The sequence below is a fragment of the Pseudomonas mercuritolerans genome, assembly GCF_025706525.1.
GTDB classification, from domain to species: Bacteria; Pseudomonadota; Gammaproteobacteria; order Pseudomonadales; family Pseudomonadaceae; genus Aquipseudomonas; species Aquipseudomonas mercuritolerans.
Genome location: NZ_JAMSHA010000010.1, coordinates 44,248 through 68,497, shown reverse-complemented (window position 1 = coordinate 68,497; position 24,250 = coordinate 44,248). Strand labels below are relative to the sequence as shown.

Below are 24,250 nucleotides of genomic sequence, written 5' to 3'. Positions count from 1 at the left end.
GACGTCCTTTTACAGGTTGAGTGTCAGGCTGACAGTGAAATTGCGTGGCTCGCCGGGGTTGACCCAGTAGTTGCTGTAGGAGCGCTCGTAGTATTTCTCGTCGAAGATGTTGTTCAGATTCAGGCCGAGCGTGACGTTGTCGCTTGCCTTGTAATGCGCGAGCAAGTCGACGGTCTGGTAGGCCGGCAATTCGAAGTCGCTGCCGGATTCGCCCGAACGATCACCGACGTAGGTGAACGCTGCACCGACGTCTGAACCGCGCAGATGGCCATCCTGAAATTCATAAACACCCAGCAGACTGCCGCTGCGTTTAGCCACGCCGAGGATGCGGCTGCCGGTAGGAATGGTCGCGTCGCCCTTGGTCACCTCGGCGTCGATGTAGGCGAAGGCGCCGATCACCCGCACTGCGTCGGTCACCTGACCGCTCACTTGCCAATCGAAACCCTGACTGCGCGCCTTGCCCATGGCGCGGCTGGTGTCGGTGCCCGGATCGAGGGCGAGAACGTTTTCCTTGTCAATGTGGAAGAAGGAGAGGGTGTTGCTCACCCGCTCATCGAACAGCTCGTTCTTGATCCCCACTTCGTAACCGACGCCTTCTTCCGGGTCGAAGGATTTGCCCGATGCATCCAGGCCGTTGTTCGGTTTGAACGAGGTCGAGGCGTTGGCGAACAGGCCGGTGTTCGGCGTGAGCTGATAGAGCAGGCCGGCGCGTTGAGTCAGTGCGTCGTGGCGCTGCTGGCTTTTGGCGTTGCGGCTGTGATCGTCGATGCGCTGATCGAAATGCTCGAAGCGCGCGCCGACCATGCCGCGCAGCTTGTCGGTGATGATGATCTGGTCCTGCAGATTCAGCGCATGACTTTCGACGTGTTCAAAGAAGTCGGTGCCCGAGCGTGCGTCGTTGGGCTTAGGCTGACCGTAAACCGGCTTATAGATGTCGATGGCGTAGGGGCCGCCAGCAATGGTGGTGACGCGTTCGTCCTTGCGGTAATTCTCGTACTCGGTGCCGATCAGCAATTCGTGCTGCCACGGGCCGAGGTCGAACAGACCGCGCAGTTCCAGTTGGGTGATGCTGTCGTGCCAACTCGTATCGCGTTCGCGCAAGCGGCGATTGACCGTGTGGCCGTCGGCGTTCAGCGCGCGTTGTTCCGTGGCGTCGCCCCAGAGTTTGCCTTCCTTGTAGTGACTGGCCAGACGCAGTTTCCAGCTGTCGTTCAGATGGTGCTCAAGGGTGGCCTGGAGCAGGTTGTTGTGGTTGTCGATGTTGCCGTCGTTGGGCTCGCCCAAGAACGTCGAGCGCGATACGCCGCTCCACTTGTTGTTCGGCGCCACCACGCCACGATCGAACGTCGAGTTGTGACGGACGATTTCGCTTTCCACCAGCAGCGAGGTGTCCGGGTTCAACTGCCAACTGATCGAAGGCGCGACGAATACCCGCTGGCTGTCGACGTGGTCGCGAAAGCTTTTGTTGTCTTCCACGGCGAGGTTGATGCGCGAGAGCACATTGCCCTGATCATCAAGGGGCGTGTTGACGTCCAGCGCGGTGCGGTAGCGGTCCCAACTGCCGGCGCTGGTCTGCAGAGTGGTGAACGCTTCAGGCTGCGGTTTCTTGGTGACGATGTTCACCGTGCCGCCGGGATCACCCCGGCCGTACAGGCTGGCGGCCGGGCCTTTGAGCACTTCGATGCGTTCTATATTGGCCGCATCTGGCGTGCTCGGGTAACCGCGATTGGCGCTGAAACCATCCTTGTAGAACTCCGAGGTGGTGAAGCCGCGCACGCTGTATTCGTACAGGGTCAGGCCGCCGAAGTTGTTTTGCTTCGACACGCCGCCGGCAAAATCCAGCGCGCGTTCAACGCTGGTGCTGCCCAGATCCGAGAGCACACTGGCCGGCACGACGCTGATGGCTTGTGGGATATCGCGAATCGCCGTGTCGGTTTTGGTCGCACTGGCCGAGCGAGTCGCGCGATATCCGCTGACCGGGCCGGTGGGTGATTCGTAGTCGGAAGTGACGCTGATGGCTTCGAGCTCAACGGGCTGCGGCTCATCGGCGAAGGCGGGATCGCAGAGCAAACCCAGAGTCAGGCCCAACAGCGAGGCCTTTTTGCGAGACGACATGTTATGTTGTTCCAATTGCTAGAATTGAAACAATATAACATGCCCGTTGAGAATGTCTGTTATTCGCGCCGCTGGCGCGAAAACATTTTTACTCTTCTTTTTCTTTCACCGGTGCCGGTGGGGGACGCAGGCCGATTTCAGCGGTCAACTTCAGCTCCTTGCCGTTGCGCATGACCTGAATCGTCACCTTGTCGGTCGGTTTGATCCGCGCCACCTGGTTCATCGAGCGGCGACCATCGCCGGCGGGCTCGCCATCGATGCTCAGAATCACATCGCCCAGTTGCAGGCCGGCTTTCTGCGCCGGGCCGTCACGGAAGATCCCCGCGACGACAATCCCCGGACGCCCGGACAAGCCAAACGACTCCGCCAGTTCCTGGGTCAGCGGTTGCACTTCAATGCCCAGCCAGCCACGAATCACCTGACCGTGCTCGATGATCGATTTCATCACTTCCATCGCCAGTTTCACCGGAATGGCAAAGCCGATGCCTTGCGAGCCGCCAGACTTGGAAAAGATCGCCGTGTTGATACCGGTGAGGTTGCCGTTGGCGTCGACTAGCGCACCGCCGGAGTTGCCCGGGTTGATCGCCGCATCGGTCTGGATGAAGTCTTCGTAGTTGTTCAGGCCCAACTGATTGCGGCCGGTGGCGCTGATGATGCCCATGGTCACGGTCTGGCCGACGCCGAACGGGTTGCCGATGGCCAGCGCAACGTCGCCGATGCGAATGCTGTCGGAGCGGCCGACGGTGATTGCGGGCAGGTTTTTCAGATCGATTTTCAGGACAGCAAGGTCGGTTTCCGGATCGCTGCCGATCACCCGTGCCAGCGTCTCGCGACCATCCTTGAGCGCCACGACGATCTGGTCGGCGCCGCTGGTGACGTGGTTGTTGGTGAGGATGTAGCCTTCCGGGCTCATGATCACCCCGGAACCGAGGCTCGATTCCATGCGCTTCTGTTTCGGCGAGTTGTCACCGAAGAAGCGGCGGAACTGCGGATCCTCGAACAAGGGATGCGCCGGTTTGTTGATGACCTTGGTGGTGTACAGGTTGACCACCGACGGCGCGGCGATGCCCACCGCATCCGCATAGGACACCGGCCCCTGTTGCACGATCGTGGTCTGAGGGGCCTGTTGCAGATTGACGTCGAGGCTCGGCAGCCCGACCCACTCGGGGTAACGCTGAATAATCAACAGAGCGATAAGCACACCGGCCAACAGCGGCCAGCCAAAAAAACGCAGCGCCTTGAGCATTAAGCACGTTCCTGGAAAGGTTGCAGGCGAGGTCAGACCGCCCATAATGTCGCGCATTATACGAGGCCGCGCGCGCCTCTGAACGGGATATTTAGGAGTCTTTCATGGCCGTTGCCCTCAGCACCCTCGTCGAAGAAGCCGACCGTTACCTGGGCAGTGCGAAAATTGCCGATTATTGCCCCAACGGATTACAGGTCGAAGGCCGCCCGCAGGTGATGCGCATCGTCAGTGGCGTCACCGCCAGCCAGGCGTTGCTCGATGCCGCCGTCGAAGCCGAGGCCGACCTGATCCTGGTCCACCACGGTTATTTCTGGAAAGGCGAAAATCCTTGCGTCACCGGCATGAAACAGCGCCGCTTGAAGACTTTGCTCAAGCACGACATCAGTCTGCTCGCCTATCACCTGCCGCTGGATCTGCACCCGGACGTCGGCAACAACGTGCAACTGGCGCGTCAGCTCGACATCACTGTCGAAGGTTCGCTCGACCCGAGCAATCCGAAAGTCGTCGGGCTGGTCGGCTCGCTGAATGAGCCAATGACTTCGCGGGATTTCGCGCGCAAGGTGCAGGAAGTCATGGGGCGCGAGCCGCTGCTGATCGAAGGCAGCGGCATGATCCGCCGCGTCGGCTGGTGCACCGGCGGTGGCCAGGGTTATATCGATCAGGGCGTGGCGGCGGGGGTCGACCTGTTCATCAGTGGCGAGGCCTCCGAGCAGACTTTCCACAGCGCCCGGGAAAACGACATCAGCTTCATCGCCGCTGGCCATCACGCCACCGAACGCTATGGCGTGCAGGCGCTGGGCGAGTATCTGGCGAAGCGCTTTGCCCTTGAGCACATCTTCATCGATTGCCCGAATCCGATCTGAGCTCGCCGCAAACTCCTGTGGGAGCGAGCCTGCTCGCGAACGCCTCAGACCTTCAATACAAAGGTGCCTGACAATCCGCTTTCGCGAGCAGGCTCGCTCCCACATTCGGCCCTGACGGGCCGAACTGGTGGGCATATTCATATACCCTTTCGATCTAGTTGGCGTCCTGATTAGAAGAGGTCGCTGTGCTAGGATTCCTCGCTCGAACACGGCCCGCTGGCCGTTCATAAGAAAGCTTTCGTGAGTAGCCATGGTCGACAAACTGACGCATCTGAAACAGCTGGAGGCGGAAAGCATCCACATCATCCGCGAGGTGGCCGCCGAGTTCGATAACCCGGTGATGCTGTACTCCATCGGTAAAGACTCCGCCGTGATGCTGCACCTGGCACGCAAGGCGTTCTTCCCGGGCAAACTGCCGTTTCCGGTGATGCACGTCGACACCCGCTGGAAATTCCAGGAAATGTACAAGTTCCGCGACAAGATGGTCGAAGACTTGGGCCTGGACCTGATCACCCACATCAACCCCGATGGCGTGGCGCAGAACATCAACCCGTTCACCCACGGCAGTGCCAAACACACCGACATCATGAAAACCGAAGGCCTGAAACAGGCACTCGACAAGCATGGTTTCGACGCAGCGTTCGGCGGCGCCCGTCGCGATGAAGAGAAATCCCGCGCCAAAGAGCGCGTGTACTCGTTCCGCGACAGCAAGCACCGCTGGGACCCGAAAAACCAGCGTCCGGAGCTGTGGAACGTCTACAACGGCAAGGTCAACAAGGGCGAATCCATTCGTGTGTTCCCGTTGTCGAACTGGACCGAACTGGACATCTGGCAGTACATCTACCTCGAAGGCATCCCGATTGTGCCGCTGTACTTCGCCGCCGAACGCGAAGTGATCGAGAAGAACGGCACGCTGATCATGATCGACGACGAGCGCATCCTCGAGCACCTGTCCGATGAAGACAAAGCGCGCATCGTGAAAAAGAAAGTGCGGTTCCGCACCCTTGGCTGCTACCCGTTGACGGGCGCGGTGGAGTCCGAGGCCGAAAGCCTGACGGACATCATTCAGGAAATGCTCCTGACGCGAACTTCCGAGCGCCAGGGCCGGGTCATCGACCACGATGGCGCAGGCTCGATGGAAGACAAAAAACGTCAAGGCTATTTCTAAGGGGCTGTCATGTCGCATGTTTCTGATTTGATCAGCGAGGACATCCTCGCCTACCTGGGCCAGCACGAACGTAAAGAGCTGCTGCGCTTTTTGACCTGCGGTAACGTCGATGACGGCAAGAGCACCCTGATCGGGCGCCTGCTGCACGACTCGAAAATGATCTACGAAGATCACCTCGAAGCGATCACCCGCGATTCGAAGAAAGTCGGCACCACCGGTGACGACATCGACCTGGCATTGCTGGTCGACGGTCTGCAGGCCGAGCGTGAGCAGGGCATCACCATTGATGTCGCTTACCGATATTTCTCCACCGCCAAGCGCAAATTCATCATCGCCGACACCCCCGGCCATGAGCAGTACACCCGCAACATGGCCACCGGTGCGTCCACCTGTGACCTGGCGATCATTCTGGTCGACGCCCGTTACGGCGTGCAGACCCAGACCCGTCGCCACAGCTTCATCGCTTCCCTGCTGGGTATCAAACACATCGTCGTCGCCATCAACAAGATGGACTTGAAGGACTTCGACGAAGGCGTGTTCGAGTCGATCAAGGCCGACTACCTGAAGTTCGCCGAAGGCTTGAAGATGAAGCCGACCAGCATGCACTTCGTGCCGATGTCTGCCCTTAAAGGCGACAACGTGGTGAACAAGTCCGAGCGCTCGCCGTGGTACAAAGGCCAGTCGCTGATGGAAATCCTCGAGACTGTGGAAGTGGCGGGCGACCGCAACTTCACCGATCTGCGTTTCCCGGTGCAGTACGTCAACCGTCCGAACCTGAACTTCCGTGGTTTCGCCGGCACCCTGGCCAGCGGCATCGTGCACAAGGGCGACGAAGTCGTGGTGCTGCCGTCGGGCAAGAGCAGCCGCGTGAAGTCCATCGTCACTTTTGAAGGTGAACTGGAACACGCAGGCCCAGGTCAGGCGGTAACGCTGACCATGGAAGACGAAATCGACATCTCCCGTGGCGACCTGTTGGTGCATGCCGACAACGTGCCGCCGGTCACCGACAGCTTTGAAGCGATGCTGGTGTGGATGGCTGAAGAGCCGATGCTGCCGGGCAAGAAATACGACATCAAACGCGCCACCAGTTACGTGCCGGGCTCGATCGCCAGCATCGTCAACAAGGTCGACGTCAACACTCTGGAAGAAGGCCCGGCGAGCGCGTTGCAGCTCAATGAAATCGGCAAGGTGAAGATCGCACTTGATGCGCCGATCGCCCTCGACGGTTACGAAAGCAACCGCACCACCGGCGCGTTCATCGTTATCGATCGCCTGACCAATGGCACCGTTGGCGCTGGCATGATCGTCGCTCAGCCTGTAGCGCACGGCACTGCCACGCATCACGGCAAACTGGCGCACGTGGCGACCGAAGAGCGTGCCCAGCGCTTCGGCCAGCAACCGGCCACCGTGCTGTTCAGCGGCCTGTCGGGCGCGGGTAAAAGCACCCTGGCATACGCGGTCGAGCGCAAGCTGTTCGACATGGGCCGCGCGGTGTTTGTACTGGATGGCCAGAACCTGCGTCATGACTTGAACAAAGGTCTGCCACAGGATCGCGCCGGGCGTACCGAGAACTGGCGTCGAGCCGCCCACGTGGCGCGTCAGTTCAACGAAGCGGGGCTGCTGACCCTGGCCGCGTTCGTTGCGCCGAGTGCCGAAGGTCGCGAGCAGGCCAAGGAACTGATCGGCAAGGATCGCTTGCTGACGGTCTATGTGCAGGCCTCGCCGACCGTGTGCGCCGAGCGTGATCCGCAAGGGTTGTATGCGGCGGGTGGCGATAACATTCCGGGTGAGTCTTTCCCGTATGACGTGCCGCTGAATGCTGATCTGGTGATTGATACCCAGTCGCTGACGCTGGAAGAAAGCGTCAAGCAAGTGCTGGATCTGCTGCGCAAGCGTGGCGCGATTTAAGCGTTGGCTGCAAACCAAAAAGCCCGCCGATGAGCAATCATCGGCGGGCTTTTTTATTCGGGCATACGGCGATCAAAACTGTGGGAGCGAGCCTGCTCGCGAAAGCGTTATCTCATTCAACATCTTTGCAAGCTGATCCACCGCTTTCGCGAGCAGGCTCGCTCCCACAGGGGGTTAGTGTTTGGTTGGATATTCGCGGTGCATCTGCTCCAGCAACGCATCCTTGTCCAGCCACAGCTGGTTGATCCAGCCCTGGAACTGCAATCGATACTCGCCGTCCTGGTCGTAGTTCTTGCCGATGAAGGCCGGCGGGATTTTGATTTCTTCAAAATGCACCACCACATCGCGCACATTGCCGCAGAGCAAGTCCCAGAACCCCGGACGTCCGGCCGGGTAGTGGATGGTCACGTTGACGATCGACTCCAGCTGTTCGCCCATCGCATCCAGCACAAAGGCGATCCCGCCGGCCTTGGGCTTGAGCAGGTACTTGAACGGTGACTGCTGCTGCGCATGCTTGCCTTCGGTGAAGCGTGTGCCTTCGACGAAGTTGAAAATTCCCACCGGGTTATGCCGGAATTTCGCGCAGGTCTTGCGCGTGGTTTCCAGGTCCTTGCCTTTCTTCTCCGGGTGTTTTTCCAGGTACGCCTTGGAGTAGCGCTTCATGAACGGAAAGCCCAGCGCCCACCAGGCCAGGCCAATCACCGGAACCCAGATCAGCTCCTGCTTGAGGAAAAACTTCAGCGGTTGAATCTTGCGGTTGAGCACGTATTGCAGCACCAGAATATCCACCCAGCTCTGGTGGTTGCTGGTGATCAGGTACGAGTGCTGATAGTCGAGGCCTTGCAGGCCGCTGACGTGCCAGCGGGTGCGCCGTACCAGATTCATCCAGCCCTTGTTATTGCTGATCCACGCTTCATGGGTGTGGCTCATCAGCCAACCGGCGATGCGCTGGGTAAAGGCAAACGGCAGGGCCTTGACCAACGCCACGCAGAACAGGAACGAGCAGAGCAGAATCGTGTTGAGCGCCAACAGCAGCGAGGCGATCACGCCGCGCAACGGTGCAGGGAGAAAATCCAGCATTTACACATCCATAGGTCGGTTGGCGGCTTGAATCGCGGTGAGCGCGATGGTGTAGACGATGTCATCGACTTGCGCGCCGCGCGGCAGGTCGTTCACCGGTTTGCGCAGGCCTTGCAGCATCGGCCCGAGGCTGACGCAATCAGCGCTGCGCTGCACGGCTTTGTGCGTAGTGTTGCCGGTGTTCAGATCGGGGAACACAAACACCGTGGCGCGCCCGGCGACCTGACTGTTCGGCGCCAGTTGCCGCGCCACGTCGGCGTTGGCGGCAGCGTCGTATTGCAACGGGCCGTCGATCAACAGCGAATTTTGTTGCTCATGGGCGAGCAGGGTCGCCTCGCGGACTTTCTCGACTTCTTCACCGCGCGCCGATTCCCCGCTGGAATAGCTGATCATCGCCACCCGTGGAGTGATACCGAATGAGGCCGCCGAGTCAGCGCTTTGCAGGGCGATCTCGGCGAGTTCGGCAGCGCTCGGGTGCGGGTTCATCACGCAGTCGCCGTAGACCAGCACTTCTTCCGGGAAGAGCATGAAGAACACCGACGACACCAGCGTGCAGCCCGGTGCGGTCTTGATCAGTTGCAGGGCCGGGCGGATGGTGTTGGCGGTGGTGTTGATCACGCCTGAGACCAGGCCGTCGACCTCGTCCAGCGCAAGCATCATGGTGCCGATCACCACAGTGTCTTCCAGTTGCTGCTCGGCCATCGGTGCGTTGAGGCTTTTGCTCTTGCGCAGGGCGACCATCGGTTCGACGTAGCGCTCGCGGATATGGTCCGGGTCAAGAATTTCCAGACCCGGCGGCAGCACGATACCTTGCGCGCGGGCGACGGCTTCGACGTCTTCGGGTTTGGCCAGCAATACGCAGCGAGCGATCCCGCGTTCCTGACAGATCGCCGCCGCTTGCACGGTGAACGGCTCGCTGCCTTCGGGCAACACGATGCGCTTGTTCGCCGCTTGCGCGCGCTGGATCAATTGGTAGCGGAACACCGCCGGCGACAGGCGCATCTCCCGAGGCGTGCCGCAGCGCTGGTGCAGCCAGTTGGCGTCGAGGTGGCTGGCGACGAAATCGGTGATGATCTCCGCGCGCTCGCGGTCATCGATCGGAATTTCCTTGTTCAGGCCATTGAGCAGATTGGCGGTGTCGTACGAGCCGGTGCTTACCGACAACACCGGCAGACCGGCCTGCAACGCGCCCCGGCACAGGTCCATGATGCGCGGGTCGGGCAGGGTGTCGCTGGTCAGCAACAGGCCGGCCAGCGGCACGCCGTTGATCGCTGCGAGGCTGACGGCGAGGATGATGTCGTCGCGATCGCCCGGCGTTACCACCAGCACGCCGGGCTTGAGCAGCTCGACAGTGTTGCGCATGGTCCGTGCGCAAATGATGATTTTGCTCATGCGCCGGGTTTCGTAGTCGCCCGCGTTGAGCACTTGTGCGCCCATCAGGTCGGCGACGTCGCGGGTGCGCGGCGCGTTGAGTTCCGGCTGAAACGGGATGCAGCCGAGCAGGCGGAAATCACCGCTGCGCAGCAACGGCGAATGCTCCTTCAGACGCGTGGCGAAGGCGTCCATGCTCTCGTCGGTCTTGACCTTGTTGAGGATCACCCCGAGGACCTTCGGATCCTTCGGGCCGCCGAACATTTGCGCCTGCAACTCGACGCGGCCGGACAGCTCGGCGAGCACTTCGTTTTCCGGCGCAGAGACCAGAATGACCTCGGCATCGATGCTCTTGGCCAAGTGCAGGTTGACCCGCGCCGCGTAACTGGCGCTGCGGGTCGGCACCATGCCTTCGACCACCAGCACGTCTTTGCCGACCGCCGCTTGCTGATACAGGGCGATGATTTCTTCGAGCAGTTCGTCGAGCTGACCGTCGCCGAGCATGCGTTCGACGTGCGCCAGGCCTAACGGCTGCGGCGGTTTCAGGCCGTGGGTGCGCGCCACCAGTTCGGTGGATCGTTCAGGGCCGGTGTCGCCCGGGTGCGGCTGGGCGATCGGTTTGAAGAAGCCGACCTTGAGGCCGGCGCGTTCAAGCGTGCGCACCAGCCCGAGGCTGATGGAGGTCAGACCCACGCCAAAATCGGTGGGGGCGATAAAAAAAGTTTGCATGGGAATTCTCTATGCAAGGGTGTCAGCCTATGTCTGGCCGACTACCGAAATTCAGTCGCCAAGGTTAGCGCTAACCGAGCCTTGTGCACACCAACCGCAGGCAAAGGGTTGACCTGTTTTTTCAATACGTTGCGCCGGATCCAGGACCCAGGCGCGGGTTTGCCACGGCGGCTGGTGGCGCAGGTGCTGGGTGTGGCCACAGGAAAGCTCGACCACCCAATGGCCGTCTTCGTCCTGATGGAAGCCGGTGATGGTCGAAACCCGTTTGTCCGGCTTGTGGTCGCTTTCACGCGATTGCTTCGCTAAACTTGGCCTTTCTATATTCTTATGCAAAAGGTCTCGCCCCATGCTGATCGCCGCCAATAAGGCTGTCTCCATCGACTATACCCTGACCAACGACTCTGGTGAGGTCATCGACAGCTCCGCCGGCGGCGCTCCGCTGGTTTACCTGCAAGGCGCAGGCAACATCATCCCGGGCCTGGAAAAAGCCCTTGAAGGCAAAGCTGTCGGTGACGAGCTGAAAGTGGCCGTTGAGCCGGAAGACGCTTACGGCGAATACGCCGCTGAACTGGTCAGCACCCTGAGCCGCAGCATGTTCGAAGGCGTTGACGAGCTGGAAGTCGGCATGCAGTTCCACGCTTCGGCGCCGGACGGCCAGATGCAGATCGTCACCATCCGTGATCTGGACGGCGACGACGTCACCGTTGATGGCAACCACCCTCTGGCCGGTCAGCGCCTGAACTTCGAAGTGAAGATCGTTGATATCCGTGACGCCAGCCAGGAAGAAATCGCTCATGGTCACGTCCATGGCGAAGGTGGCCATCACCACTGATTTTCTGCGCTAAGCTTCGAGTACTGGAGAGGCGCCTGTGGGCGCCTTTTTAGTCCGCGGCTGTCCTTGGTGGCCTCGCCAAGTGGCTGTTTCGAGTAGAACACGAGAATCCTGGAGTTCGGCATGAGTGCTTTTCACGACCTTAAGTTGACAGCCCTGGATGGTCAGGAGCTACCGCTGGCGCCGTTCAAGGGCCAAGTCGTGCTGGTGGTCAACGTGGCCTCCAAATGCGGCTTGACCCCTCAGTACGCGGCACTGGAAAACCTCTACCAGCAATACAAAGATAAAGGCTTTGCTGTGCTGGGCCTGCCGTGCAACCAGTTTGCCGGTCAGGAGCCAGGCTCGGAGAAAGAAATCCAGGAGTTCTGCAGCCTCAACTATGGCGTGACCTTTCCGTTGTCGAGCAAGCTCGAAGTCAACGGCCACGAGCGGCATCAGTTGTATCGCCTGCTGGCGGGCGAGGGCGCCGAGTTTCCCGGTGACATCACCTGGAACTTCGAAAAGTTTCTGCTCGGCAAGGACGGCCGCGTGCTGGCGCGGTTCTCGCCGCGCACGGCGCCGGATGATCCGACGATCGTGCATGCGATTGAAAAAGCGCTGGGCTGAAAAGCAGGATCAAAAGATCGCAGCCTTCGGCAGCTCCTACAGGGGGACCACAAATCCCGTGTAGGAGCTGCCGAAGGCTGCGATCTTTTGCTTTTCATTCTTTTAATCCTTAATCACCCAAATCAATAATGCTGTTCAAAGGCTCCGGCCCTCCATATTATCGCCGTCATAAATCGATCGCTATGGAGCCTCTCGATGCCTGTTCAAGCCCTGTTCAAACCGTTCCATCTCGGTGCCCTCGAACTGCCGACCCGCGTGGTCATGGCGCCAATGACCCGCTCGTTCTCGCCGGGCGGCGTGCCGAATTCCAAAGTCATTGAGTACTATCGCCGTCGCGCGGCCGCTGGGGTTGGCTTGATCATCACCGAAGGCACCACGGTCGGCCACATCGCGTCCAACGGCTATCCTAACGTGCCGCAGTTTTTCGGTGACGCGCCGCTGGCCGGCTGGAAAAAAGTTGTCGACGCCGTGCACGCCGAGGGCGGCAAGATCGTCCCGCAACTGTGGCATGTCGGCAGCGTACGTCGCCTTGGCACCGAGCCGGACGCCAGCGTGCCGGGCTACGGTCCGTCGGAAAAACTCAAGGATGGTCAGGTCGTGGTTCACGGCATGACCAAGCAGGACATCCAGGACGTGATCGCTGCATTTGCCCAGGCTGCCAAAGATGCGCAAAGCATCGGCATGGACGGTGTGGAAATCCATGGCGCCCACGGCTATCTGATCGACCAGTTCTTCTGGGAAGGCAGCAACCAGCGCAGCGACGAATACGGTGGCAGCCTGGCCAATCGTTCGCGTTTTGCCATCGAATTGATTCAAGCAGTGCGCGCGGCTGTCGGTGAGGGCTTCCCGATCATCTTCCGTTTTTCGCAATGGAAACAGCAGGATTACACTGCGCGTCTGGTGCAAACCCCCGAAGCGCTGGGCGAGTTTCTCAAGCCGCTGTCCGACGCCGGCGTGGACATTTTCCACTGCTCGACCCGACGCTTCTGGGAGCCGGAGTTCGACGGTTCGGATCTGAACCTTGCTGGCTGGACCCGCAAGCTGACCGGCAAACCGACCATCACCGTGGGCAGCGTCGGCCTGGATGGCGAGTTCCTGCAGTTCATGGTCAACACCGACAAGGTCGCGCAACCGGCCAGCCTGGAAAACCTGCTGGAGCGTCTGAACAAAGAAGAGTTTGACCTGGTAGCAGTGGGCCGCGCGCTGCTGGTCGATCCGGACTGGGCGCAGAAAGTCCGTGAAGGGCGGGAGCAGGACATTCTTCCGTTTAGTCGTGAGGCGTTGATGACCTTGGTCTAAGCGGCGCCAGTTCGAACCATTCGCGAGCAGGCTCGCTCCCACCTTCGACCGCATTCCATCTGAAAGAATGCAGTACCCATGTGGGAGCGAGCCTGCTCGCGAAAGCTGTTTCTATGTCGCCGAAAATCTAAGGTTGTGTCTGCGCCCCAGGCACCACCAGCTCCCCCACACAAGCCCCACGCAAATACCCCTCGAACTGCTCGATAATTGCCGCCCAGCCCTGGCGACTGCCATGCTGCCGCGCATTCAGCCGCACACAGCGCAACCGCTCATCCTCCTCCAGTAACCACGCCGCCGCTTCGCAGAACGCCTGCTCATCACCGGGCATGGCTGACACGCCGTTGTAGCCGTGGCGAATATGCTGCGCCGCCGCTGCCTGATCATAGGCAACGACGCCGAGTCCCGAAGCCAGGGCTTCCAGCACCACATTGCCGAAGGTTTCGGTCAGGCTGGGAAATACGAACAGATCTCCTGAGGCGTAGTGCGCCGCCAGTGCTTCTCCCCGCTGCGCGCCGCAGAAGATCGCCTCCGGCAGTTCTTTCTCCAGCGCCGAACGCTGCGGTCCATCTCCGACCACGATCAGCTTCAGATGGCGCTGTGGATAAGTTTCCCGCAGGGTCTCGAAGCAGCGTTTGAGCAGGCCCAGATTTTTCTCGGGGGCGAGCCTTCCTACATGGATGACCGCGATATCTTTATCAGAGAGTCCCCATTGCTCACGCAACGCGCTCTGACGTTTGCTCGGATGGAACAACTGGCTGTCCACACCCCGCGACAACAACGCCAGCCGTTCGAAATGCCGCCGCTCCAGCTCCAGGCGCTGACTGGCGCTCGGCACCAAAGTCATTGCCGAACGATTGTGAAACCAGCGCAAATAATGCGTGAGCATTCGCGTCAGCAGGCCGAGGCCGTACTGGCTGGTGTATTGCTGGAAGTTGGTGTGGAAGCCGCTCACTGCCGCAATCCCCAACCGCCGTGCCGCGCGCAGTGCCGACAACCCGAGCGGGCCTTCCGTGGCGATGTACAGCACATCCGGGCGCTGGCGTTTCCAGCGGCGCAGCAGTTTATGCATCGACGACTGGCCCCATTGCAGCCCCGGATAGCCCGGTAGTGGCCATCCACGACACAGCAACAGTGCATCGTCTTCGCTGCGTTGCGGATCGATGGCCTGGCGCGGGCGCACGAGCTCCACCTGATGCCCACGTGCGCGCAAACCCTCGCACAAGCGGCCAAGGGTATTGGCCACGCCGTTGATTTCCGGTGGGAAGGTTTCGCTGATGAGAGTGATATGTAGAGCTGTCGTCATGACCTCAGTGTCGGCTGAGGCCATGTCGAGCTTGTTACGGTCGGATGATGGATTTGTGACGCGGTCAGTGTTGGATCACCAGATTTTCGGCGCCACGCTCACGCACCCAAAACAACGTCGCCCCGGCTACCGCCGCCGGCATCATCAGGATGTTGACCACCGGAATCAGCAACACCAGATAGACGATCCCGCCAAAACTCATGCTCTGCCAGCGCTTCTGCCGCAGCCAGGCAAGCATCTCGTTCCAGCCCAGTTTGTGGTTGTCCGCCGGGTAGTCGATGTACTGGATGGCCATCATCCACACGCCGAACAGCAGCCATAACGGCGCGGCGACGATATTCACCACCGGGATGAACGACAGGATGAACAGGCCGATGGCGCGCGGCAGGAAGTAGCCGAGCTTGCGCATTTCCCGGGAAAGGGTGCGCGGGATCATCGCGATCAGTTCGCCCCAACTGAACGCCGGGAAATCATCGGTGCCGCGCACCACCACTTCGACTTTTTCTGCAAGGAAGCCGTTGAACGGTGCGGCAATGATGTTGGCGAGCATGGTGAAGGTGAAAAACACCATCAAGGTCACGAGGACCACGAACAACGGCCACAGAATATAGCTGAGGAAACTCAGCCATTCAGGCAACGACGGCATCAGCGTGTCGACCCACAGGCTGAACTGGTGGCCGGCCAGATAGATCAATCCGACGAACAGCACCAGGTTGATCGCCAGCGGCAACAACACGAACAGGCGCAGGCCAGGGCTCAGGACCAGTTTGAGGCCTTCGCGCAGGTATTGCGGGCCGGACAGAACAGGGGCGGGCATAAGGTGCTCCGAAGCAAGGGAAAACGCGCCGACGTTACCGGCTTTGCCACAGCGGCGAAAGCGCGGCAGGGCAATCGACATTCACTGTAACAAAGAGGTCTATCTCGTCAGCGTCTCGGCATAGAGACCACCTATGAGCTGGATTGTTAAACCGTATTTCCTTAATCTTGCCCCCCTCGATACGCTGCACCCAACTTTTTACAGGACTGTCGAGTTCAAGCCTTCCCCAAGGTGTCCACGGTCCTTTTTTATTCCGCCGGCCGTCCGGCGTCCGTGCCAGATTTTTCATGGCCGGCCAACAGGAGCAGATTCATGTCTGAAGTCCGTCATTCGCGAGTGATCATTCTCGGTTCCGGCCCCGCCGGCTACAGCGCTGCGGTCTACGCGGCCCGCGCCAACCTCAAGCCACTGCTGATCACCGGCATGCAGGCCGGCGGTCAACTGACTACCACCACCGAAGTCGACAACTGGCCGGGTGATGTCCACGGTCTGACCGGCCCGGTGCTGATGGAGCGCATGCGCGAGCACGCCGAGCGTTTCGAGACCGAGATCGTCTTCGATCACATCAACGCCGTGGACTTCGCTGCCAAGCCGTACACTCTGACCGGCGACAGCGCGGTTTACACCTGTGATGCTCTGATCATCGCCACCGGTGCCAGCGCCCGCTACCTGGGCCTGCCGTCGGAAGAAGCGTTCATGGGCAAAGGCGTGTCGGCCTGCGCGACCTGCGACGGTTTCTTCTACCGCAACAAGCCGGTCGCCGTGGTTGGCGGGGGCAACACCGCTGTCGAAGAGGCGCTGTACCTGGCCAACATCGCCAGCACCGTAACCCTGATCCACCGTCGCGAAACCTTCCGCGCCGAGAAGATCCTGATCGACAAGCTCAACGCCCGTGTGGCCGAAGGCAAGATTATCTTGAAGTTGAACGCCAATCTGGACGAAGTCCTTGGCGACAACATGGGCGTAACCGGCGCGCGTCTGCGCAACAACGATGGCAGCTTCGACGAGATCAAAGTCGACGGCGTGTTCATCGCCATCGGCCACACCCCGAACACTTCGCTGTTCGAAGGTCAGCTGACTCTGAAGGACGGTTACCTGGTTGTGCAGGGCGGCCGCGAAGGCAATGCGACGGCCACCAGCGTCGAAGGCATCTTCGCTGCCGGTGACGTGGCCGACCACGTTTATCGTCAGGCCATCACCTCGGCCGGCGCCGGTTGCATGGCGGCACTCGACACCGAGCGCTACCTGGACGGCCTGCAGAACGCCACGTTCTAAGACCGCAGGGCACAAAAAAACCGGCCAGAGATTGGCCGGTTTTTTTGTGCCCGAGATTCGCAGCCGCCACGCATCCAGTGTGGGAGCGAGCCTGCTCGCGAAAGCGGTGTATCAGTCGACATCATCGAAGAATGTCAGTCCGTCTTCGCGAGCAGGCTCGCTCCCACAGGGGATAGGTGTGGCTATTGGGATCAGCGGCGGCTCAGCGGTTGCGCGGTGAATTTCACCCCGGCCAGGCCGTGCTTGATCAACGCGCGAATATTGCCGTGATCGCTGCCCTCAGGCGTCGCCAGTACCGAACGGTAATGCTCGCCGAACGCCAGCAGCGCTTCTTCATCACTCAGACCCTCAAGCAATGCCAGGCCCAGTGTCTTGCAGGAGCCTTCGTTCTGGCCGGCAGCGTTTTCCACGCCGCCGTTGTTGAACGTTTGAGGCTGGTAGTCGTAACCGGCGGCGATGAACGCCAGGGTGTCGGCGAAAGCATGCTCGCCACTCTTGAGGCTGGCGCGCAGGGTGTTCAGATCAGTCATTGGGTTTTCCTTTGGCAAACGCCGCTTGCTGTTCGGCGCTGGCTTCTTGCTGGTATTGAGCTTTCCACTCGGCGTAGGGCATGCCGTACACCACTTCGCGGGCGTCATCGAGGCTGACCTCGATCTGGCGTTGGTCGGCTTCGGCCTTGTACCACTTCGACAGGCAGTTGCGGCAGAACCCGGCGAGGTTCATCAGGTCGATGTTCTGCACGTCCTTGCGGCTGTCGAGGTGGGCGACCAGTCGGCGAAAGGCGGCGGCTTCGAGTTCAAGGCGTTGTTGATCAGTCATGGGGGGTCTCTTCGAGACAGCTTCAAGCGGCAAGCTGCAAGCTGCAAGATGGATCGGGGTCGGCTGTTAGCTTACCGTTTGAAGCTTGAAGCTTGAAGCTTGAAGCTTGAAGCTTGAAGCTCAGCGGCTTGCCGCGAGCGTAATCGATACCGACTCGGCGAAGCGCAGGGCGTGCGGCTTGTCGACCTCGACTTCGGCGTACAGCACCGATGCATTGGTCATCACCAGGTCGAGCAGTTCCTGGGTCAGGCGTTCGAGCAGGGCGAAGCGGTTGCCTTCGACGTGGGCGATGATCGCTTTGGTGATGGTGCGGTAATTCAGCGCGTGGTCGATATCGTTGTCGCGCACCGCTTCTTGTGCCGCGTACAGGATGGTCAGGTTGATCAGCACATCCTGCTTGTTGAGGATTTCGTCCTCGTTGATGCCGATAAAGGTGCGCAGGCGCAGATCCTTGACCCGGATGCGCGCCATCCCCGGTTGAAGTTGTGGCATTGATTTGCTCCGTCCAGTCTATTGCAGGCGTTCTGGTGGATCTTACTCGACTCGCGGCCGAAGCGGGACGGCCTATTTGACGTGCCGTCCACCGTTGACGGTGAGGGTCGTGCCGGTGACATAGGGATTGTCGAGCAGATAGCGCAGGCTCTGATAGATCACCTCGCTGCCGGGCTCGATACCCAACGCGGACTTGGCCAGCGCCTTGGCGCGGTACGCCGCGTCATCGTCTGGGTTGAACAATAACAGCGCCGGGGCGATGCCGTTGACCTTGATGGCCGGCGCAAAGCGCGCGGCAAACGACAGGGTCAGACTGTCGAGCCCGGCCTTGCTGGCGCAATAACCGATGTGCTTGCTGCTGCCTTTGCGGGTGACATCGTCGCTGATGTGGATGATGTCGGCAGGTGTCGAGCGCTGCAGCAACTCGGCGCAGTGCAGGTTGATCAGGTAAGGCGCGAGCATGTGAATGTTGAACATGCGATTGAAGGCTTGTGCTTCGCTGCCCTGGGTTTCTGCCAGCCATTCGGAGGCGTTGTGCACGATGGCGCGCAGGCTGTCGGTGTGCGCTTTCAGTGAATCAATGAAGGCCAGTATTCCTGCCTCGCTGGAAAAGTCCGCGAACAGCGCTGTCGCGCCAAGATCGCGAAGTGCCTGCACGCCCGGGCGCTCGGTGCGGTAAGTGAAAATCAGCGGGTGGCCGTCCTCGATCAAGCGCTGCGCGCAGTGCAAGCCGACACGCTGGCCGGCGCCGGTGATGAGGATCGGGGCTGCGGAATCTGGCATGGGCGGCTCGCATCGCGGTTGAAGCGAAAACTATAACAGGCTCGCCGCCCGCAGCAGATCAGCGATTTTGCGCCGACGGTGTGGCCGCCAGTGGCCGGGTCGGCGTGCTGTTCAACCAGTTCGCCAGCAGGCGCGTCGACAACGGGATGAAGAAATACACCATCAGCGGCGTCAGGCACGCCGTGCCGATCAATATCCGCGGCAACAGGCTCAACTCAGCCAGCAGTGGGCCGAGGATAAAGTTGAAAATCAGCGACACCGGGAAAAACGCAAGCCAGATCGCCACGGCCTGTTTCCAGCGCGGTGGGCGTTGCCCGGCAGCACCAAACCAGCCTTCAATGCCGCTGACCCGGTGCTCTTTGGGATGTTGGAACAAATCGCTGCCGCGGTTAAGCCAGGCGGTACGCGACGCCGAGTATTCCCAAGCATGCAGGGTCTGCTCATCGACAAAGCGAAAGATGATCTGGAATTCGTTGTCACCGGGCGGTGGCGCAAGGACGCCGGAACCCAGGTAGCCGGGGAAGTCGGTGGCCAGTTGTTCGCCTTCGCGCAACCATGCAATGAGATCGTGATAGCGGCCATCAGCGACGCGACGCGCTACCATCAACGTAACGGGGGAAGTAGACATTTTGTATCTCCGTATTTCGAGCGCGTCGTTCCGGGTAGGAACTTCGCCTGACGCAGGCCGGGGTAGAGGCCTGCGCTTTACAACAAGCAAGGATTATTCCTGATTTTGTCGATTAAACCAGCCATATTCGTCGCAGATCACTACTTGAAGGTTTCCAGTCCATCATGTTTAAAATGGGATCCAATAAACCGACATGGAAGTTGACCGCCAGATGCCTGTAATCACGGATACTCGCCCGGCCTCAACAGCACCCGGCACGCTCGAACGCGAAGAGCTGTTCCCCATCCGCGAAGTGGCGCGCCTGACCGGCGTCAATCCGGTGACCCTGCGGGCCTGGGAGCGTCGCTACGGATTGATCCAGCCGACCCGCACCGAAAGCGGGCATCGTTTGTATTCCATGAACGATATCGAGCGTGTTCGCAGCATCGTCGACTGGATCGATCGCGGCGTGGCCGTGAGCAAGGTCGGCAAGATTCTGGCGAAGACAGAGCCGTTGAAGGTGTTGGCCAATTTCATCCCCGATGACCATGTGCAGGCCGATTACAGGCAATGGCAGGAGCAGATTCAGCAGGCGGTGAGTGCGTTCGACGATCAGCAGCTGGATCGCGTCTACGGGCAGATTTTCTCGTCGTACACGCTGCCGGTGGTGTTCGAAGCCATCATCATGCCGTTGTGGCGGCAATTGCTGCAGCGCCAGGACGCTTTCGGGCAAACCAGCGAATGGTTGTTTCTCGATGGATTTCTGAGGGCGCGCGTGCTGCAGCGCATCGTCATGCTGCGGGGGGCTCAACCGCGCCGGGTGGTCGTCAGTGCGCTTGCGGGGCAATGCAGAGAGCTTGAGTTGCTGGTCGCGGCGCTGTTTCTCAGTGGCAACGACTCTGGCGTGCGGGTGCTGACCACGGGCCAGCCATTCGATGAATTGACGCTGGTCTGCGAAAAGGTCAAACCTGACGTACTGGTGCTATTTTCCAATCATGCGCCTGGCGCTGAACTGCCACGGCGTCTGAATCGCCTCGCGCTTAGCCTCGACTGTCAGTTGATGCTGGCCGGCGATGCCTCCGAACTTGCAGAAGATAGTCTGGCCGGTTCATCCGTGGCATGTCTGGGGAATGAGGGCGCAACAATGCGTCAACGCATGAAGCAATTCATGGCAGGCACGCTGGATACCTGAAACTCAGGCGTGCAGGGCGGGGTGGGTCAAACGATGCTGTTGCAGAATGAACTGGCGCAAGCGCTCGGTTTCGTCGGCATCGGTCTGGCTCAGTTCGTAGGCGAAGAAACCTTGCTCGGTTTCACGCTCGAAATGGCCGCGCAACGAGATGCGCTCATAACCGGAAGGGCTGAACCACAGGGCGAAATGTTTCGGTGGTTTGGTCTTGTTGCGCACTTCCAGCAACACGCCTTTGTGCGATACCTCGTGTACCCACAGCGTGCCGGGCTGGCCTTTGGCGTTTTCCAGCGCCACCGGCTCTTCAAGAACCAGACGCCATGGGCGCACCATCGGGCCGTCTTCGTAGATGCTCGGCACACCGAGACGCAGATGCAGCGCGTGGAACTCGTCTTCAACCAGATGCAGAGGGAAGGTCATCTGTTGATTTTCGAAGTTGGCCTGGATCGTCACTTGCTCATGTGCTGCAAGGCGCGTCAGCAGATCGCGGATCTGCGAACCGCCATTAACCAGCAGACTCGACGTCGCATCCCGCACGTTCAATTGCGGGTTGTGCTGCATGGTCTGGATGAAATCCAGCTCGTCCTGAGTGAGGAGGGCGTCGCGCTGCATGGCTAACTCGAAGTGGATAGTTACAAAGTCATTGGTGATTGTAGTTAATGACCATCAGTTCGCGGTTTTGTTTGCGCCGTTCGTCGCTTTCAACGCCGCTAGCTCGCTTTGCAGCGCCGCCACTTGCGCTTCCAGCTGCGCAACCCGCTGCTGCGCCTTGACCTGAACCGTCACATCCTTTTGCACGCCGATGAAATAAGTCTGCCCGTCATCGGCGTTCTTAACGGTCGAAAGCGACAGTTCGTTCCAGAACGGGGTGCCATCCTTGCGGTAGTTACGCAGGATTTCACGACATGAGCCGCCCTCGCGCAATGTATCGCGAATCAGTTCCAGGCTCTGTTGGTCGCGGTCTCCAGACTGCAGGAAACGACAATCCTGATAAAGAATCTCCTCACTGCTGTAGCCGGTCAGCCGTTCAAAAGCGGGGTTGACGTAAATCAGGATGTTGTCCTGCTCGCCTTCCTTTTCAGCGACCACGATTCCGTCGTTTGATGCGTTGATCACCATTTGCAGCAGGCTGGCGTTGATCATCCGAGAATCCCTTCCGTTATGTCAGTGGCAGGCATTCTAGAAGAAAGCCACAGGCTGTCTATAGGCCAGCAGCTTGCATTGAGAGCCAATCGCAACTTCGCGGCATGGGCTGTTACTATCGCGGCTCTTTTTTTCAGTTCCAGGATCAGATTGATGAAAGTCGCCATCCTCTCAGGTTCAGTCTACGGCACCGCCGAAGAAGTCGCCCGCCACGCCCAGGACCTGCTGAAAGCCGCCGGCTTTGAAACCTTCTACAACTCGCGCGCCACGCTGGCCGATATCCAGGCGTTCGGCCCCGAGGCGCTTCTGGCTGTGACTTCGACCACTGGCATGGGCGAGCTGCCGGACAACCTGCAACCGTTGTATTCGGCTATTCGTGATCAATTGCCTGCGGCATGGCGCGGTCTGCCCGGCGCGGTGATTGCGTTGGGTGATGCCAGCTATGGCGACACCTTCTGCGGCGGTGGCGAGCAGATGCGGGAGTTGTTTGCCGAACTGGGCGTGAACGAGGTTCAGGAAATGCTGCGCATCGACGCCAGCGAAAGCGTCACGCCGGAAACCGATGCCGAGCCGTGGCTGGCGCAGTTGATTGAAGCGCTCAAGGGCTGATCGCGGGCAATAATCGCTGCACCTTCTAAGCGTTGTTGCATTGCAACGGATCCAGGATGTTTGCCCGGCTGACCCGTTCAGTCATCAAGCTGGCTGCCAATGCAACTACGCGATGCCCTGCGCCTGACTAGACTGCTGACACGAGCAGAACAAGAAGAACGCAGAGGTGCATACAGTGAGCGTAGCCCCCGTCCAATCGTCGCCGAATGTCAAAGACCAGGTCAGCGCTGCCGAGTGGCAGACCCGCGTCGATCTTGCCGCCTGTTATCGTCTGGTGGCGCTGCACGGCTGGGACGATCTGATCTTCACCCATATCTCCGCCAAGGTGCCCGGCACCGAAGATTTCCTGATCAATCCGTTTGGCCTGATGTTCCACGAGATCACCGCTTCGAGCCTGGTGAAAGTCGATCAGGCCGGCAACAAGCTCATGGACAGCCCGTACGAAATCAACCCCGCCGGCTACACCATTCACAGCGCCGTCCACGAAGTGCGCCACGATGTGGTTTGCGTGCTGCACACCCACACTGCGTCAGGCGTTGCGGTGTCGGCGCAAAGGCAGGGGGTGCTGCCGATCAGTCAACAGTCACTGTTTGTGTTGTCGAGCCTGGCCTATCACGCCTACGAGGGCGTGGCCCTGAATCATGAAGAAAAGGCGCGCCTGCAAGCCGACCTCGGCGACAACAGTTTCCTCATGCTGCACAACCACGGTCTGCTGACTTGTGGCGGCACTATTGCCGATACGTTTCTGATGATGTTCACCTTCCAGCGAGCCTGCGACATTCAGGTCATGGCGCAGACGGGAGGTGCCGAACTGATCGCTATCGAACCGCAGATTCTCGCCGGCGCCAAGGCAATGATTGCCGGCGTCACCAAGAGCGCGCAGGGCATGGGCGGCGCGCTGGCGTGGCCGGCGCTGCTGCGCAAACTCGATCTACAGGATCCGGGGTATAAATTCTAATGCCACTCGCCGAGATTCCTCTGAGTGTCTGGCGCAAGCGCAGCCGGACTTTTGTCTTTCGTGGCCAGTCGATCCGCTACTGGACAGTCGGGCAGGGTGAACCGCTGTTGCTGATTCACGGTTTTCCCACCGCCAGTTGGGATTGGCACTACCTGTGGCAGCCACTGGCCCAGCGTTATAAGGTGATCGCCTGCGACATGCTCGGTTTCGGCGATTCGGCAAAACCGCGCAATCACACCTACAGCCTGCTGGAACAGGCCGATCTGCAACAGGCACTGCTTGCCCATCTGCAGGTTGAACAAGCCGTGCACATCCTCGCCCACGACTACGGCGACAGCGTTGCTCAGGAGCTGCTCGCTCGGCACTACGAAAAACGCATCGAAGTTGCCAGTTGCGTGTTCCTCAATGGCGGTCTGTTTCCGGAAACCCATCGTCCGTTGCTGATGCAGAAACTGCTGCTCAGTCCGATTGGCTGGTTGCTCGGCCGCGCGTTCAGCCGTGAGGCGTTGGTCAAGGGTTTCCGGCAGATCTTCGGCCCGCAGACCCAGCCGACTGAAAGCGAGCTGGATGATTACTGGAGCCTGGTCGACAGCAACCATGGCCCGCGCATCATGCACAAATTGATCACTTACATTCCTGAGCGCCGGGTGCAGCGCGAGCGCTGGGTGACGGCCATGCAGCGTGGTGATATTCCTTTGCGGGTCATCGACGGTGCGGTCGATCCGATTTCCGGCGTACACATGGTCGAGCGTTATCACGAGTTGATCCCCGATCCGGACACTGTGCTGTTGCCGGGCATCGGCCACTATCCGCAAACCGAGGCGCCGGTACAGGTGCTCAAGCACTATCTGGCGTTTCGCGATCGTCTGGTTTTGCCTCAGCGCAAGGTGGCGTACTCCTGATTTTCGCCGAGTGCACAAGCTCTCGGCGACCTGACAGTCTCGATCATCCCCCAGCCTTATCGCGCACCATTCAGCCGCAGCCGTGTTCGTTGTGAGCCAAAGCGCCGTGCCTGACACTCGGGGCAATATCCCTTGG

General features: G+C 60.0%; 25 protein-coding genes. 11 read left to right on the top strand and 14 right to left on the bottom strand.

Annotated elements, in window-relative coordinates; translation table 11 throughout:
• Nucleotides 1-9: 9 nt before the first annotated feature.
• Nucleotides 10-2,115 (bottom strand): TonB-dependent siderophore receptor, encoded by a 2,106-nt coding sequence (locus ND528_RS24710; RefSeq protein ID WP_263471422.1) that lies wholly within the window; start codon nucleotides 2,113-2,115, stop codon nucleotides 10-12.
• Between the two features lie 88 nt (nucleotides 2,116-2,203).
• A complete protein-coding gene (gene algW, locus ND528_RS24705) occupies nucleotides 2,204-3,361 on the bottom strand; it encodes a Do family serine endopeptidase AlgW (RefSeq protein WP_016770590.1) in 1,158 nt (385 codons plus the stop codon).
• A gap of 104 nt (nucleotides 3,362-3,465) precedes the next feature.
• On the opposite strand from algW, the gene ND528_RS24700 reads away from it, so the two are divergent.
• The 3 genes from ND528_RS24700 (at nucleotide 3,466) to cysN (ending at nucleotide 7,300) form a co-directional block, all read left to right on the top strand.
• Nucleotides 3,466-4,224 (top strand): Nif3-like dinuclear metal center hexameric protein, encoded by a 759-nt coding sequence (locus ND528_RS24700; RefSeq protein ID WP_263471421.1) that lies wholly within the window; start codon nucleotides 3,466-3,468, stop codon nucleotides 4,222-4,224.
• Between the two features lie 250 nt (nucleotides 4,225-4,474).
• Nucleotides 4,475-5,392: a sulfate adenylyltransferase subunit CysD gene (gene cysD, locus ND528_RS24695; RefSeq protein ID WP_016771664.1), complete on the top strand. Its 918-nt coding sequence runs from the start codon at nucleotides 4,475-4,477 to the stop codon at nucleotides 5,390-5,392.
• 9 nt (nucleotides 5,393-5,401) lie between these two features.
• Nucleotides 5,402-7,300, top strand: a complete 1,899-nt coding sequence (cysN, locus tag ND528_RS24690) for a sulfate adenylyltransferase subunit CysN (protein ID WP_263471420.1) — start codon at nucleotides 5,402-5,404, stop codon at nucleotides 7,298-7,300.
• A gap of 174 nt (nucleotides 7,301-7,474) precedes the next feature.
• Here the strand turns inward: cysN and ND528_RS24685 are convergent, their stop codons facing one another.
• From ND528_RS24685 to ND528_RS24675, 3 genes are read right to left on the bottom strand one after another with little or no spacing between them, the layout of a single operon-like run.
• The gene (locus ND528_RS24685) at nucleotides 7,475-8,380 is read right to left on the bottom strand and encodes an acyltransferase (protein WP_137215489.1); all 906 of its coding nucleotides are present in this window, start codon (nucleotides 8,378-8,380) and stop codon (nucleotides 7,475-7,477) included.
• Nucleotides 8,381-10,480: a phosphate acetyltransferase gene (pta, locus tag ND528_RS24680; protein WP_263471419.1), complete on the bottom strand. Its 2,100-nt coding sequence runs from the start codon at nucleotides 10,478-10,480 to the stop codon at nucleotides 8,381-8,383. It lies immediately after the preceding gene.
• Nucleotides 10,481-10,531: 51 nt separating this feature from the next.
• Nucleotides 10,532-10,858 (bottom strand): DUF3565 domain-containing protein, encoded by a 327-nt coding sequence (locus tag ND528_RS24675; protein WP_263471418.1) that lies wholly within the window; start codon nucleotides 10,856-10,858, stop codon nucleotides 10,532-10,534.
• On the opposite strand from ND528_RS24675, the gene ND528_RS24670 reads away from it, so the two are divergent.
• From ND528_RS24670 to ND528_RS24660, 3 genes are all read left to right on the top strand, one after another.
• Nucleotides 10,827-11,312, top strand: a complete 486-nt coding sequence (locus ND528_RS24670; RefSeq protein ID WP_263471417.1) for an FKBP-type peptidyl-prolyl cis-trans isomerase — start codon at nucleotides 10,827-10,829, stop codon at nucleotides 11,310-11,312. The two genes, ND528_RS24675 and ND528_RS24670, sit on opposite strands and share 32 nt — an antisense overlap.
• Nucleotides 11,313-11,435: 123 nt before the next feature.
• Nucleotides 11,436-11,918, top strand: a complete 483-nt coding sequence (locus tag ND528_RS24665) for a glutathione peroxidase (protein ID WP_122610823.1) — start codon at nucleotides 11,436-11,438, stop codon at nucleotides 11,916-11,918.
• A 195-nt stretch (nucleotides 11,919-12,113) separates the two neighbouring features.
• Complete coding sequence (locus tag ND528_RS24660; protein ID WP_122508236.1) at nucleotides 12,114-13,217, top strand: NADH:flavin oxidoreductase; 1,104 nt, start codon at nucleotides 12,114-12,116, stop codon at nucleotides 13,215-13,217.
• 127 nt (nucleotides 13,218-13,344) lie between these two features.
• On the opposite strand, the gene ND528_RS24655 is transcribed toward ND528_RS24660, so the two are convergent.
• Together ND528_RS24655 and cysZ are read right to left on the bottom strand one after the other, a co-directional pair.
• Entirely contained in the window at nucleotides 13,345-14,544 is a 1,200-nt protein-coding gene (locus tag ND528_RS24655) for a glycosyltransferase family 4 protein (protein ID WP_263471416.1), read from the bottom strand.
• A 40-nt stretch (nucleotides 14,545-14,584) separates the two neighbouring features.
• Nucleotides 14,585-15,337 carry a sulfate transporter CysZ gene (gene cysZ / locus ND528_RS24650; protein ID WP_263471415.1) on the bottom strand — a complete coding sequence of 251 codons (753 nt, stop codon included), beginning with the start codon at nucleotides 15,335-15,337 and terminating at the stop codon, nucleotides 14,585-14,587.
• 312 nt (nucleotides 15,338-15,649) lie between these two features.
• Between cysZ and trxB the strand changes: the two genes are divergently transcribed.
• Nucleotides 15,650-16,612: a thioredoxin-disulfide reductase gene (gene trxB, locus ND528_RS24645; protein WP_016771656.1), complete on the top strand. Its 963-nt coding sequence runs from the start codon at nucleotides 15,650-15,652 to the stop codon at nucleotides 16,610-16,612.
• Between the two features lie 191 nt (nucleotides 16,613-16,803).
• On the opposite strand, the gene ND528_RS24640 is transcribed toward trxB, so the two are convergent.
• The 5 genes from ND528_RS24640 to ND528_RS24620 form a co-directional block, all read right to left on the bottom strand.
• Nucleotides 16,804-17,142 carry a HopJ type III effector protein gene (locus ND528_RS24640; RefSeq protein WP_263471414.1) on the bottom strand — a complete coding sequence of 113 codons (339 nt, stop codon included), beginning with the start codon at nucleotides 17,140-17,142 and terminating at the stop codon, nucleotides 16,804-16,806.
• Nucleotides 17,135-17,431 carry a DUF1244 domain-containing protein gene (locus ND528_RS24635; RefSeq protein ID WP_056782977.1) on the bottom strand — a complete coding sequence of 99 codons (297 nt, stop codon included), beginning with the start codon at nucleotides 17,429-17,431 and terminating at the stop codon, nucleotides 17,135-17,137. The genes ND528_RS24640 and ND528_RS24635 overlap by 8 nt, the downstream gene beginning before the upstream one ends.
• Before the next feature lie 120 nt (nucleotides 17,432-17,551).
• Nucleotides 17,552-17,923: a dihydroneopterin triphosphate 2'-epimerase gene (gene folX, locus ND528_RS24630; protein WP_016771653.1), complete on the bottom strand. Its 372-nt coding sequence runs from the start codon at nucleotides 17,921-17,923 to the stop codon at nucleotides 17,552-17,554.
• 72 nt (nucleotides 17,924-17,995) lie between these two features.
• Nucleotides 17,996-18,706, bottom strand: a complete 711-nt coding sequence (folM, locus tag ND528_RS24625; RefSeq protein ID WP_130911342.1) for a dihydromonapterin reductase — start codon at nucleotides 18,704-18,706, stop codon at nucleotides 17,996-17,998.
• Nucleotides 18,707-18,764: 58 nt separating this feature from the next.
• Nucleotides 18,765-19,334 carry an antibiotic biosynthesis monooxygenase gene (locus tag ND528_RS24620; protein ID WP_263471413.1) on the bottom strand — a complete coding sequence of 190 codons (570 nt, stop codon included), beginning with the start codon at nucleotides 19,332-19,334 and terminating at the stop codon, nucleotides 18,765-18,767.
• Nucleotides 19,335-19,545: 211 nt separating this feature from the next.
• Between ND528_RS24620 and ND528_RS24615 the strand changes: the two genes are divergently transcribed.
• A complete protein-coding gene (locus ND528_RS24615; RefSeq protein WP_137215572.1) occupies nucleotides 19,546-20,505 on the top strand; it encodes a MerR family transcriptional regulator in 960 nt (319 codons plus the stop codon).
• Nucleotides 20,506-20,508: 3 nt separating this feature from the next.
• Here ND528_RS24615 and ND528_RS24610 read toward each other — a convergent pair whose 3' ends face one another.
• Nucleotides 20,509-21,114, bottom strand: a complete 606-nt coding sequence (locus tag ND528_RS24610; protein ID WP_024011639.1) for a hypothetical protein — start codon at nucleotides 21,112-21,114, stop codon at nucleotides 20,509-20,511.
• 54 nt (nucleotides 21,115-21,168) lie between these two features.
• The gene (locus ND528_RS24605) at nucleotides 21,169-21,645 is read right to left on the bottom strand and encodes a PAS domain-containing protein (RefSeq protein ID WP_130911339.1); all 477 of its coding nucleotides are present in this window, start codon (nucleotides 21,643-21,645) and stop codon (nucleotides 21,169-21,171) included.
• Nucleotides 21,646-21,798: 153 nt separating this feature from the next.
• Between ND528_RS24605 and ND528_RS24600 the strand changes: the two genes are divergently transcribed.
• The 3 genes from ND528_RS24600 (at nucleotide 21,799) to ND528_RS24590 (ending at nucleotide 24,114) form a co-directional block, all read left to right on the top strand.
• Nucleotides 21,799-22,254, top strand: coding sequence for a flavodoxin (locus ND528_RS24600; protein ID WP_130911338.1), 456 nt, complete (start codon nucleotides 21,799-21,801; stop codon nucleotides 22,252-22,254).
• A gap of 175 nt (nucleotides 22,255-22,429) precedes the next feature.
• Nucleotides 22,430-23,212 (top strand): class II aldolase/adducin family protein, encoded by a 783-nt coding sequence (locus ND528_RS24595; protein ID WP_024011642.1) that lies wholly within the window; start codon nucleotides 22,430-22,432, stop codon nucleotides 23,210-23,212.
• A complete protein-coding gene (locus ND528_RS24590) occupies nucleotides 23,212-24,114 on the top strand; it encodes an alpha/beta fold hydrolase (RefSeq protein ID WP_263471412.1) in 903 nt (300 codons plus the stop codon). The genes ND528_RS24595 and ND528_RS24590 overlap by 1 nt, the downstream gene beginning before the upstream one ends.
• Nucleotides 24,115-24,250 lie beyond the last annotated feature (136 nt).

Bases quoted from the DNA above. Each gene is read 5' to 3' on its own strand.
- ND528_RS24710 (WP_263471422.1), bottom strand. From the start codon at position 2,115: ATGTCGTCTCGCAAAAAGGCCTCGCTGTTGGGCCTGACTCTGGGTTTG.
- algW (WP_016770590.1), bottom strand. From the start codon at position 3,361: ATGCTCAAGGCGCTGCGTTTTTTTGGCTGGCCGCTGTTGGCCGGTGTG.
- ND528_RS24700 (WP_263471421.1), top strand. From the start codon at position 3,466: ATGGCCGTTGCCCTCAGCACCCTCGTCGAAGAAGCCGACCGTTACCTG.
- cysD (WP_016771664.1), top strand. From the start codon at position 4,475: ATGGTCGACAAACTGACGCATCTGAAACAGCTGGAGGCGGAAAGCATC.
- cysN (WP_263471420.1), top strand. From the start codon at position 5,402: ATGTCGCATGTTTCTGATTTGATCAGCGAGGACATCCTCGCCTACCTG.
- ND528_RS24685 (WP_137215489.1), bottom strand. From the start codon at position 8,380: ATGCTGGATTTTCTCCCTGCACCGTTGCGCGGCGTGATCGCCTCGCTG.
- pta (WP_263471419.1), bottom strand. From the start codon at position 10,480: ATGCAAACTTTTTTTATCGCCCCCACCGATTTTGGCGTGGGTCTGACC.
- ND528_RS24670 (WP_263471417.1), top strand. From the start codon at position 10,827: ATGCTGATCGCCGCCAATAAGGCTGTCTCCATCGACTATACCCTGACC.
- ND528_RS24675 (WP_263471418.1), bottom strand. From the start codon at position 10,858: ATGGAGACAGCCTTATTGGCGGCGATCAGCATGGGGCGAGACCTTTTG.
- ND528_RS24665 (WP_122610823.1), top strand. From the start codon at position 11,436: ATGAGTGCTTTTCACGACCTTAAGTTGACAGCCCTGGATGGTCAGGAG.
- ND528_RS24660 (WP_122508236.1), top strand. From the start codon at position 12,114: ATGCCTGTTCAAGCCCTGTTCAAACCGTTCCATCTCGGTGCCCTCGAA.
- ND528_RS24655 (WP_263471416.1), bottom strand. From the start codon at position 14,544: ATGGCCTCAGCCGACACTGAGGTCATGACGACAGCTCTACATATCACT.
- cysZ (WP_263471415.1), bottom strand. From the start codon at position 15,337: ATGCCCGCCCCTGTTCTGTCCGGCCCGCAATACCTGCGCGAAGGCCTC.
- trxB (WP_016771656.1), top strand. From the start codon at position 15,650: ATGTCTGAAGTCCGTCATTCGCGAGTGATCATTCTCGGTTCCGGCCCC.
- ND528_RS24640 (WP_263471414.1), bottom strand. From the start codon at position 17,142: ATGACTGATCTGAACACCCTGCGCGCCAGCCTCAAGAGTGGCGAGCAT.
- ND528_RS24635 (WP_056782977.1), bottom strand. From the start codon at position 17,431: ATGACTGATCAACAACGCCTTGAACTCGAAGCCGCCGCCTTTCGCCGA.
- folX (WP_016771653.1), bottom strand. From the start codon at position 17,923: ATGCCACAACTTCAACCGGGGATGGCGCGCATCCGGGTCAAGGATCTG.
- folM (WP_130911342.1), bottom strand. From the start codon at position 18,706: ATGCCAGATTCCGCAGCCCCGATCCTCATCACCGGCGCCGGCCAGCGT.
- ND528_RS24620 (WP_263471413.1), bottom strand. From the start codon at position 19,334: ATGTCTACTTCCCCCGTTACGTTGATGGTAGCGCGTCGCGTCGCTGAT.
- ND528_RS24615 (WP_137215572.1), top strand. From the start codon at position 19,546: ATGCCTGTAATCACGGATACTCGCCCGGCCTCAACAGCACCCGGCACG.
- ND528_RS24610 (WP_024011639.1), bottom strand. From the start codon at position 21,114: ATGCAGCGCGACGCCCTCCTCACTCAGGACGAGCTGGATTTCATCCAG.
- ND528_RS24605 (WP_130911339.1), bottom strand. From the start codon at position 21,645: ATGATCAACGCCAGCCTGCTGCAAATGGTGATCAACGCATCAAACGAC.
- ND528_RS24600 (WP_130911338.1), top strand. From the start codon at position 21,799: ATGAAAGTCGCCATCCTCTCAGGTTCAGTCTACGGCACCGCCGAAGAA.
- ND528_RS24590 (WP_263471412.1), top strand. From the start codon at position 23,212: ATGCCACTCGCCGAGATTCCTCTGAGTGTCTGGCGCAAGCGCAGCCGG.